This window comes from Gammaproteobacteria bacterium (genome assembly GCA_037388465.1).
Taxonomy (GTDB): domain Bacteria; phylum Pseudomonadota; class Gammaproteobacteria; order SpSt-1174; family SpSt-1174; genus JARRKE01.
The window spans coordinates 1-15,893 of sequence record JARRKE010000059.1 but is presented as its reverse complement, the minus strand read 5'-3'; the positions used below and the strand labels follow the sequence as shown (position 1 = coordinate 15,893).

The following is a 15,893-nucleotide window of genomic DNA, read 5'->3' as shown; positions in this document are numbered from 1 at the left end:
GATCAATATCTACACACGACGCAAGGCCGTTAACGTCATTAATTTGACGGCTTCCATGGCGACGACCCTGTTCGGGCTGTTCTTTCTTGCCTGGCTGCTGTGGGTTCTGGTGAGCCAGGGCATCGGCCACCTGGACCTGCAGGTGTTTACCCAGAACACACCTGGCCCGGGTACCGCGGGTGGCGGCATCAAGAATGCGTTGGTTGGCAGTATTCTGCTTACGGTCGTCGGGGTTCTGATCGGCACGCCGATCGGTATTTTCGCCGGGACGTATCTCTCCGAATATGGTCGAGCTGCCAAGATCTCTCCGGTAATTCGCTTCATCAACGACATCCTGCTCAGCGCCCCGTCCATCGTCATCGGCGTGTTCGTTTACGAGATCGTCGTGGTGACCATGGGGCACTTCTCGGGCTGGGCCGGTTCGGTCGCTTTGGCGATTATCGTCATCCCCGTGGTGGTGCGTACCACGGAAGACATGATGCGCCTGGTGCCGGACCATATGCGGGAAGCCGCCGCCGCCCTGGGTGCGCCGCAATGGAAGGTGATCATCAAGATCGTCTACAAGGCGGCGCGCAGCGGCATCATGACGGGCATTATCCTGGCCGTTGCACGGATCAGCGGCGAGACGGCGCCTTTGCTGTTCACCGCGCTGAATAACCAGTTCTGGACCACCAACATGAACCAGCCGATGGCGAATCTGCCGGTCATGATCTTCGACTATGCTATGAGTCCTTACACCAACTGGCAGGAACTGGCCTGGGTTGGCGCATTGTTGATTACGGCGAGCGTGCTGGCACTTAATATTTTTGCGCGCATCTTCCTGAGGCCGCATAAGTGAAAGATGGGGACGATATGACCATGAACTACGACCAGACTGACGCAGGCCGCCAGGGCATCTCGCTGGATGTCAGCAGTGCCGCCGCGCATGCGGCCAACAAGCCTGCACGCAGGACGGGGGGCAATACCGCCCCGGTCGAGATCCAGAATCCGAAGCTTGAGGTCAACAACCTCAATTTCTTCTACGGGAAATATCATGCCCTGTTCGATATTTCCATGAAGATCCCGGAAAAGCAGGTCACCGCCTTCATCGGGCCTTCCGGTTGCGGCAAGTCCACGCTGCTGCGTACCTTCAACCGTATCTACAACCTCTATCCTGAGCAGAACGCGACCGGCGAGATCCTCATGGACGGCCGCAACATCCTCGACAAAAAAGAGGACGTCAACCTGCTGCGCGCCAAGATCGGCATGGTGTTCCAGAAACCGACGCCGTTCCCGATGAGCATCTACGACAACATCGCCTTCGGCGTGCGCCTGTACGAACGCCTGTCCCGTCCGTTGATGGACGAACGCGTCGAGTGGGCCCTCAAGAAGGCCGCGCTTTGGGATGAGGTCAAGGATATTCTCAAGCAAAGCGGTACGGCCCTGTCAGGCGGGCAGCAGCAGCGTCTTTGTATCGCGCGCGCGATCGCGGTCAAGCCCGACGTGGTGCTGCTGGACGAACCCGCATCCGCGCTCGACCCCATCTCGACCCTGAAGATCGAAGAGCTCATCTACGAACTCAAGAACGACTACACCATCGCCATCGTGACCCACAACATGCAGCAGGCGGCGCGCGTATCCGATTACACCGCCTTCATGTATCTGGGCAAACTGATCGAGTTCAACGACACCAACACCCTGTTCACCAATCCCGGCACCAAGCAGACCGAAGACTACATTACCGGCCGGTTTGGTTGATTTATTGGTAAGGCGTTAGCGGCGTGAGGAGTGAGGCGTAACAGTCGCTCCTCGCTCCGAGTCGACTGCAAGCCTGGGCTGCGAGGCAACCTCGGCCAGCCACAACTTGGGCAACGTCGAGTTGTACACCGGCCCATAAGGTGTAAGCTGGGTTTATATCCCCCTTACACCTGTCTCCTTACGCCTCACCACCATCATGATCGTCATCTGTTCCGATTTCGGTATCGGTTATGTCTACGAGTTTCCGCCCGGGAGCGTTTTTTTGTGCGTCGTCGATCCCGGCGTCGGTACGCAGCGCCGGGCGGTGATTCTGGAAGCGGACGGCCGTTGGTTCGTGGGGCCGGGAAACGGGCTGTTCGACATCATCGCGCGAAGAGCAACCACCGCACGCTGGTGGGAGATCGCGCCATCCGATGCGGCTATCTCAAATACCTTTCATGGTCGCGACCTGTTTGCACCGGCGGCGGCCGCGCTGGCGCGCGACACCGTGCCGGGTGAAGCCTGTGAGGCACCAACGGACGCCGGGGCATGGCCGGATGATCTGCTGGAGGTGGTCTACATCGATCACTACGGCAACTGCATGAGCGGTCTGCGCGGAACATCGATCTCAACGACCCAAACCGTCGAATGCAACGGTCGATTGCTGCGTTATCGGCGGACCTTTGCGGAAGGGGAGAAGGGTGAGCCCTTCTGGTACGTGAATGCCAACGGCCTGGTCGAATTTGCGGTCAATCAACAGCGCGCTGCGGATGTTATGGGATTGGACATCGGTGCGTTGTTCAGGATCGTCGAATAATTGACAGTTATCCGATTCATTTCAAGCTTTTCTTGGCTTTTCAAAGCCTTATCACAATTCAAGCACATTCTTTAATTAGAGAACCCTGTTTGACATGGCGTCACCGCTTTGTCATTGTGCGCGCGCAACCCATAAAACTGATTAGAAATCAGTAAATTAGCCAATTCTTATAAACCGCTTCCTTGTCTGGAGGATCGATTGATGCATAAGACGTTCAAGCGTTCGCTGCTTGCCCTCTCGGTGATGGGTGCGCTCGCTGCCTCGGGGACCGCATACGCAACCAACGGTTATTTCTCCAACGCCTATTCCACCAGCAACCTTGGTCTTGCCGGTGCGGGCGTAGCCATGCCGGAAGACGCCATGGCCGCTTCCATGAACCCGGCCGGTATGGTGGATGTCGGCAGCCAGTTCGACCTGAGTGTCGGCCTGTTCGCACCGAACCGTAAGTATTCGACCACGGGTAGCCCGATTCCTGCCGATGCAATCACCGGCTGTGGTGCCGCCTGTCCCGTGGTGCTCGGTGGCGGTGCTACCGGTAACCAGAGCATTACCAGCAAGACCGAGCAGGGCGATATCTCCGGCGTCTTTATCATCCCCGGGCTCGGCTTCAACCAGATGATCGGCAACGACCAGGCCATCGGCGTGTCCATGTACGGCAACGGCGGCATGAACACCAAGTACAAGGGTGGCCAGGCGACCATGCCTGATGGTGCGGGTAATGCCGTGCTGCTGCCCGGCACCTTCGGCGCCGGCACCACGGGTGTGGACCTGTCCCAGCTGTTCCTGAACGTGTCCTACTCCCAGAAGCCGACCAACAACTTCTCCTGGGGTGTGAGCCTGATTTACGCCTACCAGCTGTTCGATGCCTACGGCCTGGGCAATTTCGCCGGTTACTCTGCGCATCCGCAGTATGTCAGCAACAACGGCTACGACAACTCCTCCGGCTTCGGCGTCAACGTCGGTATCCTGTATGACTTCGGTCCGGCGACCCTGGGCGTGATGTACCAGCCGCAGATCACCATGTCCAAGTTCTCCCAGTACAAGGGCCTGTTCGCCGACGGGGGCAGCTTCGACATCCCGGCAACCTACGCGATTGGTGCGACCTTCAAGAACGTCGGTCCGGGTAAGCTCACCGCCGAGGTACAGCAGATCGACTACAGCCAGGTTAAGGCGCTCAAGAATGGCGTTGGCCCGCTGCTGACTTCCTGTACGGCGGGTGCAACCGGCGGTACCGGCAGCGGCTGTCTGGGTGCTTCCAACGGTGCCGGCTTCGGCTGGAGCGACATGACCATCTACAAGATCGGTTACCAGTGGGCCACCAGCGCCAACTGGACCTGGCGCGTGGGTTACAGCCATGGCAACGATCCGGTGCCGGGCGGTCAGGATGTGCTGTTCAATATTCTGGCCCCGGGAACCATCGAGGATCACCTGACCTTCGGTTTCAGCAAGAAGCTCTCGCCGACCAGCGGCTTCAACTTCGCGGCCATGTATGCGCCGGAGTCCAAGAAGTCGGGCACCAACCCCTTCTCCGGCAATGTGCAGAAAGTCACCGTCAAGATGGATCAGTTCCAGCTTCAGGGTGGCTACACCATGCGCTTCTAAATCGGCGCGTGTAGTATCAAGGGGGCCATGGTGACATGGCCCCTTTTTTCTCCGGAAATCGTTGGGTGCTAACGAATATGAGAACGATGAAAACAACATTGTCAAAGGTACTGGCTGTAACCGCACTGCTGATGTTCATGGGTGCGGCGCATGCGGCCGATAAGCTCAAGCCGTACGTGCTCGGTTCGCAAGGGCCGGGAGACCTCACGACCAAGGTCAACCAAGTCAAGAGCGCACTCACCTCGAACGGATTTCGTATTGTCGGCAGTTTTTCGCCTTTCAAGGATGCCGAAGTGATCGTGGTCACCAATAACACCCTGCTTGCCGATGCCGCCAAGAGCGAGCGCGGCGGTTATGCGGCGGTGATGCGTGTGGCCGTGACCAAGGTGGGCGATCAGATTCAGGTGGCCTACCAGAATCCCGTCTATTTCCAGTACGCCCTGCATGTAAAGGGCGACCTGAAGCCGGTGGCTGCTGCGCTTGGCAAGGCCCTGGGCGATCAGGAGACCTTCGGTGCCAAGGGTGAGACACCGGACGACCTGGAAGACTACCACTACACCTTCGGCATGGAGTACTTCGAAGACGTTTATCGGCTGGCGAGCTATTCCAGTCATGCGAAGGCCGTCGCCGCGGTGGAGAAGGGCATGGCCGCTCATGCGGGCGGTGCCTACAAGGTCTTCAAGCTGGATATTCCGGGTACCAACGACACTCTGTTCGGCGTGATGCTCAAGCAGGGCCCGAAGGGCGACAAGTACGCCGACCTGGGTTTCCAGATGGGCGTGGTGAACTTCAACAAGCTCAAGGGCAATGCCTACCTGCCGTATCCGGTTCTGGTACGTGGTGGCAAGGTTGAGTCCCTGCATATGCGGTTCTGGATGGCCGTCAACTTCCCCGATCTGAAGATGATCGGTTCCAACAGCTTCATGACACTGATGCCATCGCCGGATGCCATGAAGAATGCCCTCACCAAGATGGCCGGCGGAACCGTTGAAAATAACGCAACGTTCTGATCCTGCGGACAATCGGTGAATCAGAAGACCCCGCTCCGGCGGGGTTTTCTTTTTGGGGCCTATCCCTGAGAATTCCGCAATACCGAAAGGTTTTTGCGAGGCGCATTCAACCGGTTACAAATATGAAATCGATTAAAGTCACCAATCTCGGCGAAATCCGCAACGAGCTGAACAAGTACAAGCGCGGCAGGAAGCTCGACATCCACCAGTTCAATCAGATAGCCCGTCTGGCCTGGTTGGGGAAGGTCGCGCTGCAGCCTCTGGATCCCGAGGATCCCGAGTGCAAGTCCCTGCTGGTGTATGTGGACTATCCAGACGAACTGGCCGGCCACTACCTGAATACCGACCAGGAACTGCTCGGCCACATGATTATTGTCGACGGCCAGCAGGGCGAGGCGCTGATCGAGATTCTGCGCAGCGGGGTTCAGGAGCGCGCGTCGCTTTACGAGGAATTGAGCCGCAGCGATTTTTATTTCCGTCATTTCTACAAGTCCGAGGACGATTCAGGCAACGCGGACGGAGAATAACGGGCGACGGTGCTGTAGATGCAAGACGCCCGCTGGATCGCCCTGGGCGGTTGTTCCCCCGCCGACCTGCACGCGACCTACACAGGGCTTGCCGATGCGCAGGCCGATGATGCACCGCCCATCGTGATCTGGGCGCGTCCCGATACACCCCACCTGTCACTGGGCGCCAGCCAATCGGCCGCCGGCGAGTTGGATTTGGGCGCCTGTCGCCGGGACGGGATTCCCGTTATTCAGCGCCCTCTGGGCGGGGGCACCGTCTGGGTGGATGCCGGACAATCCTGTTTTTTCCTCATCTTCCCGCGTCATGCTGCCCCGCGGCGTCATGAGAATCTGTTTGCCGCCTGTCTGGAGGCAGTGGCCGAGGCATTGGGGCCGCTGGGGCTTCGGGTGCATCGACAAGGTGTCCAGGACCTCTGGTTCGGTGAACGCAAGATCATGGGGAGCGGGGCGGCGACCATTAATCGCAGCATGGTATTCGGTGCCAGCTTCCTGAGGCATTTCCCTGACGAGCGCTTTGCGCGCTACATTCGCACCCCGAGCCGCGGTTTCGGGCGATGGTTGCGGGCGGCGCTGCGCGCCGGCATGACGGACCTCGAGCGAGCCGGACTGCGAGCCCGGGACGACGCGCTGGAACACGCACTGAAAAAAGCCTTGGAACAGCGGTTCGGCTGGCGGTTTCGTTCAGACGGGCCTACGGCGGCCGAGCACGAAAAGATTGCGGAAGCCGGCGACGAGCTGCTGCCCGACCTGTCGGACACCGAACGCCGTCTGGTGCCATACGGGATCAAGGTCAGCGCCGGCCAGTATGTGCTGGAGGGCGAGGTGGCCGACTGTGGCCGGCTGCGTCTTTGGGTACGCGGCGAACGACTGGTACGCCTGGTCGGCACGGAATGGACCTGGCGCGCGGCATTTCGGCGGATGGCCGGAGCACCGCTCGCGCATGCATCGATATCAAAAATACTTGCCGAAGCCGGGATGACGCCGACCGACGTGGAGCGTGTCCTGGCCGGTATCGAGACCTTGTTGCAGGGAACCGGAATTCAGTTATGACAGAACCGACAATCGAAAAACGCCTCAAGCGCAAGTTCATCCTGATGACGGCTGATGCGCAGATGCGTGAGCGCATCGCCGATCTGGTGCCGGCCGACTGGGAGATGGCGGTGGTTACCGATCTGGACGACATCGGCGCCTGGAGCGAGGTGCTGCTGCATCGTTTCATCCTGATCGACCTGGATGAAATCGATGCCTTCGATCCGCTGGACGTGGTGCGTGTGTTGCGTCGCCAGCATCAGATCAATACCCCGCTGTTCTGTTTCGGGGGCGACGAGGATATTCAGGATGAAATGCGGCTGGCCCGGGCGGACCGTTTCTTTACGCGGGAGGAGATGCTGGAGATGCTGCCGCGTTTCTTCGAGCAGTATCAGTGGGGAGAATAAAGGTCAGAGTGCTGAGTGCTGAGGCGTGGGGGAAAAGGCTGCGCCTCACCCCTTACGCCTCACCCCTCACTGCAGAATTACCCGATCCAGGCGTGCTCTGTGACGTCGATACGGACGTCCTGGGTGAAGTTCTCGCCGTTACCCTCGATCGTTAGCACGCCGATGCGGGTACCCGCGTTGTCGTAGCTGAACTTGCAGTCGAAGGTGCCGGGCAGGTTTACGGAACCTTCGCACAGGACCTTGCCCTCGGCCTCGAAACGGGCCTTGGCGGTGCCGGAGCCGTTCAGCAGCGCCTGCAGACGGAATTCCTGGTTCACCGGCCGGCGGTAGACTTCCGGATCGCGGTTGGCGTTGTACTGGAGGTTGTTCAGCTTAATCATCTTGACCAGTTTCATTTGTGTAATCCCCTCCGGGCTCAGGATCAGATTCTTGAGTGACTTTGGTCGCCAAAAATTGAGCTGCGCATGATACCCTATTTCGTTAACTCTGCGTAATGCGGCATAACCCTTTGGGAAAGTCTGGTTTATTGTCCCGTTCGTCTCTGAACTTCACCCTTCGCGTTGGCCTAAGACATAACTTCTGCCGATGTATTCAGACTTTCCGCGGCACAGGGGTGTGCCGCGCGCAAATCAAACACGTAAGTGTTTGATTTGGCGGAGGTGGGTCCGGATATGCGCCGGGCCCACCGTGCGCTGATCAAGTCCGGGTAGACTTGATCAGCGCTTTCTCGAAAAACCCAATGAAAAATTCCACTCATGGATAAGGACGAACGACTGGCCGAGCGCTTCGAGCAGGCCGATGAACAGATCGCCGAGTTGGAATCCAGCCTGCGGGAAGACCCCGCGCCCGAATTGTCGGCCCTGCTGGATGCGGCCATGCCCGTCGTGCTGCTGTTGCTGCGCGCCTATGCCGAACACGCCGGCAAGCCGGTGGTCGCCAGCGACGATGCGCTGGAGGTGTTCAAGTCGTTCGTGAAGGGCGATCCCAGCCTGAATGCGGTGCGGGACAACATCCGCGAACTGGTCTACTACCGCAACTGCCTTGCCATGGACCGGGCAGATGCCCTGCCGGCGGCACCGGAGCGCATGGTGGTCCACACCCTGCGCCATCTGTATTTCTATCTGCACTCACGTTGTGAACAAGAGAAGCGTTTTTCATGAAAAAACTGATCAACCGCCTGCGTGGCGTCGAGCAGGACGCCATCCAGAAGCCGGTCGCCGGTGACGCGCCGTTCTACCTGCCCCAGGGGCGTGAAATCGAGATCTTCGAGGCGGCCTACGCCAAGCGCCTGCCGGTGATGCTCAAGGGGCCGACCGGTTGCGGCAAGACCCGTTTTCTCGAATACATGGCCCACCGCCTGGGCCGGCCGCTGGTCAGCGTGGCCTGTCACGAGGACCTGACCAGTTCTGACCTGGTCGGGCGTTTTTTGCTGGAGGGCGATGAGACCGTCTGGCAGGACGGCCCCCTGACCCGTGCCGTCAAGGAAGGCGCCATCTGCTATCTGGACGAGATCGTCGAGGCGCGCACCGACACCACGGTCGTGATCCACCCGCTCACCGACCACCGCCGGGTTCTGCCGCTGGAAAAGAAAAGCCAGTTCATCGAGGCGCACGACGACTTCATGCTGGTCATTTCCTATAACCCCGGCTACCAGACCGTGCTCAAGGACCTCAAGCCCTCGACCAAGCAGCGCTTCGTGGCCATTCCCTTCGACTATCCGGACGAGGAGCTGGAGCGCAAGATCGTGGCCGGCGAATCCGGCTGCAACCGTCCCGAGCTGGTGGAAAAGCTGGTCGCTGCCGGACGCAAGGCGCGCGCCCTCAAGGACCACGGCCTGCAGGAGGCCACCTCCACCCGCGCACTGACCTATGCCGCCGAGCTGATGAATGCCGGGCTGGAGCCGCTGGAGGCCTGCCGCGCGGCGATGATCAATCCCATCACCGACGATCCGGAGCTGATCGAGGCCCTGGAGGAGATTGTCCAGGCCCATTTCGGGCAGCCTGAAACCGAACAGGCATAGGCGGTTTGCACGGCGTATGACCCCCGAGGAGATCCTGGTCGAGATCGAGCAGGTGCTCGTGCACCTGGAACAGATCAGCTTCGTGGCGCACCGCGACGCCAAGGAAGCCCTCGAATCGCTTGAATCCATCGACCCGGCCGACCGGCTGTATTGGCTGGAGACCGCGCGCGATCTGTTCTTCCACGACCGCGAAGCGGGCAAGGCCTTCATGCGCGGCACCCCCGCGCTGGCGGCGGCCATGCCCGCCCTGCGCCCGTGGGTGGACCAGGCCAGGGCGTTTTCGCAATGGGTCAATTCCTGGCGTGCCCTGGCCGGCTTCATGGCGCAGGCGGGCGAAGTGTCTCGGGCCTGGGGCGAGTCCGGCGAGCAACGCTGGTACGAGATCGGCCTGCGCTGGCTGAAACGTTCCGTGGAGGACGCACGCGCCTACTTCGAGGTGGCCTACACGGATTTGGGCGGCGAGGACGGCCTCGAGGGGCTGGAGCGGCTGATCGAGCCGGCCGAACGCCTGTTCGACGAGCGCGGCCTGCCGCTGGATGTCTACCTGGAAGGTGCATTGATCGCCCGCAACCTGGTCGGCTACGACGGCATCGAGTCCTGGGCGCGGCGCGGGGCGGACATCCTGCAGGCGGGGCGGGCCCGGGGCGAGGCGTTTTTCAAGCTGGAAAGCGAAGAGAGCCTGCGCCTGCTGCTGGACGGGCTGCAAGGCTACCGTCCGCGCGGTCATACGCGCCTGCTGCAACTGCTGCTGCTCGCCTGGTATAACGAGCATATTCCTATGGCCGACAGCGCTTGGCGTCCCGGGCGCGGGCGCCCCATGGTCGATACGGATGGCCGCCAGCTGTACCTGCCGGCAGTGCTGGGCGACCGCGAGGAGACCATCGTCGCCGTCCTGCATGCCGCCGGCCACCTGCGTTTCGATACCTACTGCCGCGAGGACATCGAGGCCCTGTTCGCCCGGGTCGGCATGGCGCATCCGCCGCTGGATGCCGATCAGCGCATCACCTGGCGTCCCCTGTACGCGCATTTCGAGGAACGCATGTTCCGCTTCCAGGTGCTGTTCGACCTGTGCGAGGACCTGCGTGTCGACGCGCGCATTGGTGCCCTGATCCCCGGCTACCTCACCCGCGCCCTGCGTCTGGCCCGGCATGCCCCGGTACCGGAAGGTGCCGCCGGTACCTATTTCCGGTTTGCCCTGGCGGCCTTGCAGGCGCTGGTCGAAGGGGAGGGGCTGGATGCACGGCTGCAGCCGCTGTTGAGCGAGGCTGCGCGCGTTAGCGATGCCTTCGACGTGGCGAACCGCCTGTTCGAGGACGATGCCTTTCCGCCGCTGGACATCGCGCAGCGCGAGGCCTGCTATCTGCCCGGGCACGGTTTCAACACCAGCCTGCCGGTGTACCCGCGCGCGCGCCATGGCGAGGCCAGGTACAGCCAGGACGCCGACGCCCATGCCGAAAACCGGGCCGAGAAGGAAAAACAGCAGCAGGAACAGCCGCTCAGCGCGCCGGAGATGCAGCAGAACGACCCCGACCCGGACATCAACGTCCCGCAGGAGAACACCTCCGGCAGCGGCGGGCGCATCGGAGTGGGTATTCCCATGCCCGCGCGCACGGTCAGCCAGCGCGGCGCGCGCCGGGAAGAGCGGACCGACGGCATCCCCTATCCGGAATGGGACTACCGCGAACAGCGCTATATCGCCGACTGGGCGCGGGTGCAGGAGCGGCGGCTGGAGGACATGGAGCCGGCCCGCGCCGAGAGCCTGCTGGCGCAGCACGCCGGTGCCCTGAAGCGCCTGCGCCGTGCGCTGGAAATGCAGCGTCCCTCGCGCATGGCGCCGCTGCGCCGCCAGATCGAGGGCGACGAGCTGGATATGGAAGCGACCATCAGCTACGTCGCCGAAAAACGCGCCGGACTGTCGCCCAAGCCCTACATCTACCGCCGCCGGCAGGTGGAGCACCGCGACACCGGGGTGTTGCTGCTGGCCGACCTGTCGACCTCGATCATGGCGCGCCATCCGAAGGGGCAGGGCAAGATCATCGACCGCCTGCGGGCCGGGATGCTGATGTTCGCCGAGGCGATCAACGACGTGGGCGACGAACATGCCATCTGCGGGTTCGCCTCCAAGCACCACGACAACGTGAACTACTACGTGCTCAAGGACTTCGACGAGAACCTGACTGCCGACGTCCGGGCCCGCATCGCCGCCGCCTCGGGCCGGCTGGCCAGCCGCATGGGGGCGGCGATCCGCCATTCCCTGCATCGGCTGGGTTCGGTCTCCGCCCAGCACCGCCTGCTGCTGATCCTTTCCGACGGCCGGCCCGCCGACTACGATGACGGTGGCGACAGCCGTTACCTGCACGAAGACACGCGCATGGCCATGAAGGAGGCTATCGACGCCGGCGTGCATCCGTTTTGCATTACGCTGGATCCCTCCGGCAGCGAATATCTGCCGGCCATTTTCGGGCACGGGCACTACACCATTCTGGACAACGTCGACGAACTGCCGGCCAGGCTGCCGGAGATTTATTTGCGGTTAAGGCGGTAAGGTTGGGTTTTGTTGTTATGGGGATTCGTATAGATATGCCCAGAGCTTGAATTTCGCGCTCTTGGGGTTGGCAGTTCTTTGTCTAACGCATTCACACAGCGCGAGGTACTTTCTCTTGCGTGCCCAAGAGAAAGTACCCAAAGAGAAGGGCACCCCACCGCCTTGGCCCTGCGGGCTTCCCTCGCCACCGCTGACTTGCGACGGGTCGGTTCGACACGACGTCCTGTCGTGACGAACCTCAGCCCGGCGTCCCTGCCGGGCTGACCCTGCGAGCCATCGGCTGCTCGGCAAGGCGGGACGGGGAAGTTGGTAAGACGTGAAACGTGAGGGATGAGGCGAAAAGGCATGTCCCCTCCTTACGCCTTACTCCCAACCCCTCACGCAGAAGGTCCCCGTCGGCCGCGCCCGGAACGCCCCGCATTGGACTGACCAGGAGCCGTCAGGGCGCGTGAGGGATCACGCGCGTCGCCCGTCTTTGGACAAGCAAAGAAAATGAACTCGTGCGGTGCGAATACGTTAGATAAAAATCTTGGCCTCAAAACGCACGAAACAAATCCACAAACATGTCTGACTATCGATGCCTATCTATCATTAACAACTTATCCACACCCTACTCACATACCATGCACAACAATTCCCACGGGTTGTCCCTCGTCGCGGCCGTCGCGTTGGGCTAACATTGGCCTTGGAGAGAGGTAGCGATTGAATGGTGCAAACCGCCGGTAAGCAGACGTCGTATCCGCGTCTGGACGAACTCAAGATTCCGCCGCATTCCATAGAGGCCGAGCAGGCCGTGCTGGGCGGCCTGATGCTGGACAACGCCGCCTGGGATCAGGTGGCGGACCGTGTGGTCGAAGCGGACTTTTACCGCCAGGATCATCGCCTGATCTTCCGCGCCATCGCCGATCTCGCCGAACGCAGCGAACCCTTCGACGTGGTCACGCTCTCAGAACGCCTCGCCCAGTACGACCTGCCCGAGCACTTCGGCGGCCTCGCCTATCTGGGGACGCTGGCCAACGAAACCCCCAGTGCCGCCAATATCCGCGCCTACGCCGACATCGTGCGCGAACGCTCGGTGCTGCGGCAGCTGATCAGCGTCAGCACCGACATCGCCGACAGCGCCTTCAATCCGGAGGGGCGCGACACACGCGAGCTGCTGGACGACGCCGAGCGCAAGATCTTCGAGATCGCCGAGCGCGGCGCGCGCGCCAAGCAGGGGTTCCGCGACATCAAGTCGCTGATGAAGACCACCGTCGACCTGATCGATTTCCTGTGCCAGCAGGACAGCCCGATCACCGGCTTGGCGACCGGGTACGAGAAGTTCGACGAGATGACCTCGGGGTTGCAGAAAAGCGACCTGGTGATCGTGGCCGGGCGCCCGTCCATGGGCAAGACCAGTTTCGCGATGAATATCGCCGAGTACGCGGCGCTCAAGCACAAGCAGCCGGTCGCCATCTTCAGTATGGAGATGCCCGGCGAGCAGATCTCGCTCAGGCTGCTGTCGTCCATGGGGCGCATCGACCAGAAGCGGCTGCGTTCCGGTCAGCTCAACGATGCCGACTGGAGCAAGCTGACCAGCACCATGACGCTGTTCACCCAGTCGCCGCTGTTCATCGACGACAGCCCGGCGCTCACTCCGGCGGAACTGCGTGCCCGTGCGCGCCGCCTGGCGCGCGAGCATGGCCAGCTGGGGCTGATCGTGGTCGACTACCTGCAGCTCATGCAGGTACCGGGAACGCGCGAGAACCGGGCCACCGAGATCTCCGAGATCTCGCGCTCGCTCAAGGCGCTGGCCAAGGAGCTCAACGTCCCGGTCATCGCCCTGTCGCAGCTCAACCGCTCCCTGGAGCAACGCCCCAACAAGCGCCCGGTGATGTCGGACCTGCGCGAATCGGGCGCCATCGAGCAGGACGCCGACCTCATCGTGTTCATCTACCGCGACGAGGTCTACAACGAAGACACCCCGGACAAGGGCAAGGCCGAGATCATCATCGGCAAGCAGCGTAACGGTCCCATCGGCACCGTCAGTCTCACCTTCCTCGGACAGTACACCCGCTTCGAGAACTACATTCCCGAGGTCGTCACCAGTTCCGGCTTCGCATGAAGCGTCAGGCGCTCGCCCGCATCGACCTTGGCGCCCTGCGCCATAACCTCCGCCGCGTGCGCAGCTGCGCGCCGGATTCCCGCGTAATGGCTGTCATCAAGGCCGAGGCCTACGGGCACGGCATGCTGCCGGTGGCGCAGGCCCTGTCGGATGCGGATGCCTTTGCCGTTTCCTGCGTGGAGGAGGCACAGGCGCTGCGCGAGGCGGGTTTTGCGCAGCGCATCGTCTGCCTGCAGGGCGTGCAGGGAAGCGATGAGCTTATGCAGGCCGCACGTCACGATATCGAGTTCACCGTCCATCAGGAAAGCCATCTGCAGTTGCTGGAAGACAGCTCGCTGCCCCGGCCGGTCACGCCCTGGCTCAAGATCGACACCGGCATGCACCGGCTCGGATTCCGCCCCGAACGTGCGGCCGAACTTCATGCCCGCCTCGCCGCCATGACCCAGGTGCGTGGACCGGTGCCGGTCATGACCCATCTGGCATGCGCCGACGACCGCGAGGACGACACCACCGCCCTGCAGGTCGAACGCTTCGACCAGGCGATCACGGGGCTGGATACGGAACTGAGCATCGCCAATTCGGCAGGAGTTCTCGGCTGGCCGGATACCCTGCGTGACTGGGTGCGTCCCGGCATCATGCTTTACGGCAGTTCGCCGTTTCTGGGCGGACGGGCCGCTGATGACGGCCTGCGCCCGGTGATGACTCTCAGCGCGCCGCTGATCGCCGTGCGCCGGTTGCGCGCGGGCGAGCCGATCGGCTACGGCGCCACCTGGGCCTGTCCCGAGGACATGCCGGTGGGGATCGCGGCCATCGGTTACGGCGACGGCTATCCGCGTCATGCCCCGAGCGGCACGCCGGTGTCGGTGAACGGTCAGCGCACGCGGCTGGTGGGACGGGTGTCCATGGATATGGTGGCGCTGGACCTGCGCGGCATCGAGGCACGCGTGGGCGAGCCGGTTGAACTGTGGGGCAATCAGGTGTCGGTCGACGAGGTCGCCGCGCATGCCGGCACCATCAGCTACCAGCTGCTGTGCGGCGTGGCCGGGCGCTGCCAGGAACTACACTTCGCCTAACTCCTAACTCCTAACTCCTAACTCCTAACTCCTAACTCCTAACTCCTAACTCCTAACTCCTAACTCCTAACTCCTAACTCCTAACTCCTAACTCCTAACCACTAATCACCCCACGCCGGCCGCCGGCACACGCCACGGAAGTCGCAGCGCGCGCAGGTGTCGGCATCGCCCCAGGCGGGCAGTGCGGCCCCGTCTTCGAGCTGCTCGCGCATGCGTTTCAGGCGGGACTCGACCGCCGCGCTCAGTGTTTCCAGGGCTTCCCCTTCCAGGGCGAGATTTCTTGCCGCCTCGACCTGCAGGTACTCCACCCGCGCCACGTGGTCCAGCAGCAGGGCGTAGCTGGGCAACTGGACCGCCTCGCCGGTTTCCACCTCGCCGCGGCTCGGCACCGCCCCCGTCTTGTAGTCCACCACCGCTACGCCGTCCTCGCCGGCATCGATGCGGTCCAGCCGGCCGGTCAGCTCGAAGCCGCCGACCGGTCGGTTCGCCCGCCGTTCGCAATCCTCGACCTGCCAGGCGGTCGCCCGCTTGAGCTGCCAGTCCACGTAGCCCGGGACATGGGCCAGCCAGCGGTGCAGCCAGCCGCGATGTTCGAAGTTGTCCTCCAGATGCTGCCGGAACACCGCCTGACTGATCTGGGTCAGCAGGTCGATGGCTTCGGCGCGCCGATCGGGATCCAACGGACCGGCGAAGGGTCCCGGCAGTTTGCCCACTTTCTGGTGAAACGCCTGCAGGCAGGTGTGGACGAGCTCGCCGTAGTCGGCCTTTTCCAGGGCCTCACGCACTTCCTCCTGAGGGCTCAGGCGCAGGCAGTCGGCCGCAAAGAACTGATAAGGGCAGTCGATCAGGTGCTGGTGGCGGCTGGCGGAGAGCGACTCCGGGACGAATTCACTTCGGCTGGCCGGGGTCGGGCGGACGGGTACCGGCGGCAGCGGGGCGGGCTGCGGTGCTCCCACTCGGGTCCGCGGGTCCCGGCTCAGGCGGGGCAGGTGCGGATCGGCGAGGCCCTGGCCATAGGCGAGGATATGAAAGGCCTCGATGGC

Annotated in this window: 15 protein-coding genes; 13 read left to right on the top strand and 2 right to left on the bottom strand. The window is 62.2% G+C overall.

What is annotated here, in order from left to right:
• Window positions 1-55 precede the first annotated feature (55 nt).
• From pstA to P8Y64_10710, 8 genes are all read left to right on the top strand, one after another.
• Window positions 56-838: a phosphate ABC transporter permease PstA gene (pstA, locus tag P8Y64_10745; GenBank protein MEJ2060946.1), complete on the top strand. Its 783-nt coding sequence runs from the start codon at window positions 56-58 to the stop codon at window positions 836-838.
• A 20-nt stretch (window positions 839-858) separates the two neighbouring features.
• On the top strand, window positions 859-1,737 hold the full coding sequence (gene pstB, locus P8Y64_10740; protein ID MEJ2060945.1) for a phosphate ABC transporter ATP-binding protein PstB: 879 nt from the start codon (window positions 859-861) through the stop codon (window positions 1,735-1,737).
• A 196-nt stretch (window positions 1,738-1,933) separates the two neighbouring features.
• Window positions 1,934-2,533, top strand: a complete 600-nt coding sequence (locus P8Y64_10735; GenBank protein ID MEJ2060944.1) for an SAM-dependent chlorinase/fluorinase — start codon at window positions 1,934-1,936, stop codon at window positions 2,531-2,533.
• A 201-nt stretch (window positions 2,534-2,734) separates the two neighbouring features.
• On the top strand, window positions 2,735-4,135 hold the full coding sequence (locus P8Y64_10730) for an outer membrane protein transport protein (GenBank protein MEJ2060943.1): 1,401 nt from the start codon (window positions 2,735-2,737) through the stop codon (window positions 4,133-4,135).
• Between the two features lie 86 nt (window positions 4,136-4,221).
• Window positions 4,222-5,145: a hypothetical protein gene (locus tag P8Y64_10725; GenBank protein ID MEJ2060942.1), complete on the top strand. Its 924-nt coding sequence runs from the start codon at window positions 4,222-4,224 to the stop codon at window positions 5,143-5,145.
• 122 nt (window positions 5,146-5,267) lie between these two features.
• Complete coding sequence (locus P8Y64_10720) at window positions 5,268-5,672, top strand: hypothetical protein (protein MEJ2060941.1); 405 nt, start codon at window positions 5,268-5,270, stop codon at window positions 5,670-5,672.
• 18 nt (window positions 5,673-5,690) lie between these two features.
• Window positions 5,691-6,722 (top strand): hypothetical protein, encoded by a 1,032-nt coding sequence (locus tag P8Y64_10715; GenBank protein ID MEJ2060940.1) that lies wholly within the window; start codon window positions 5,691-5,693, stop codon window positions 6,720-6,722.
• Window positions 6,719-7,108 carry a hypothetical protein gene (locus P8Y64_10710; GenBank protein ID MEJ2060939.1) on the top strand — a complete coding sequence of 130 codons (390 nt, stop codon included), beginning with the start codon at window positions 6,719-6,721 and terminating at the stop codon, window positions 7,106-7,108. The genes P8Y64_10715 and P8Y64_10710 overlap by 4 nt, the downstream gene beginning before the upstream one ends.
• A 77-nt stretch (window positions 7,109-7,185) precedes the next feature.
• Here P8Y64_10710 and P8Y64_10705 read toward each other — a convergent pair whose 3' ends face one another.
• Window positions 7,186-7,503, bottom strand: a complete 318-nt coding sequence (locus P8Y64_10705) for a hypothetical protein (protein ID MEJ2060938.1) — start codon at window positions 7,501-7,503, stop codon at window positions 7,186-7,188.
• Window positions 7,504-7,863: 360 nt separating this feature from the next.
• On the opposite strand from P8Y64_10705, the gene P8Y64_10700 reads away from it, so the two are divergent.
• The 5 genes from P8Y64_10700 to alr all read left to right on the top strand — a co-directional run bounded on the left by P8Y64_10700 (window position 7,864) and on the right by alr (window position 14,850).
• Window positions 7,864-8,268, top strand: coding sequence for a hypothetical protein (locus tag P8Y64_10700; GenBank protein MEJ2060937.1), 405 nt, complete (start codon window positions 7,864-7,866; stop codon window positions 8,266-8,268).
• A complete protein-coding gene (locus P8Y64_10695; GenBank protein MEJ2060936.1) occupies window positions 8,265-9,128 on the top strand; it encodes a CbbQ/NirQ/NorQ/GpvN family protein in 864 nt (287 codons plus the stop codon). The genes P8Y64_10700 and P8Y64_10695 overlap by 4 nt, the downstream gene beginning before the upstream one ends.
• 16 nt (window positions 9,129-9,144) lie before the next feature.
• Window positions 9,145-11,673 carry a VWA domain-containing protein gene (locus P8Y64_10690; GenBank protein ID MEJ2060935.1) on the top strand — a complete coding sequence of 843 codons (2,529 nt, stop codon included), beginning with the start codon at window positions 9,145-9,147 and terminating at the stop codon, window positions 11,671-11,673.
• Window positions 11,674-12,379: 706 nt separating this feature from the next.
• The gene (gene dnaB, locus P8Y64_10685; protein ID MEJ2060934.1) at window positions 12,380-13,777 is read left to right on the top strand and encodes a replicative DNA helicase; all 1,398 of its coding nucleotides are present in this window, start codon (window positions 12,380-12,382) and stop codon (window positions 13,775-13,777) included.
• Entirely contained in the window at window positions 13,774-14,850 is a 1,077-nt protein-coding gene (gene alr, locus P8Y64_10680; GenBank protein MEJ2060933.1) for an alanine racemase, read from the top strand. The genes dnaB and alr overlap by 4 nt, the downstream gene beginning before the upstream one ends.
• A gap of 101 nt (window positions 14,851-14,951) precedes the next feature.
• Here alr and P8Y64_10675 read toward each other — a convergent pair.
• Window positions 14,952-15,893, bottom strand: a 942-nt coding sequence (locus P8Y64_10675; protein MEJ2060932.1) for a PD-(D/E)XK nuclease family protein, incomplete at its 5' end; no start/stop codon positions are given.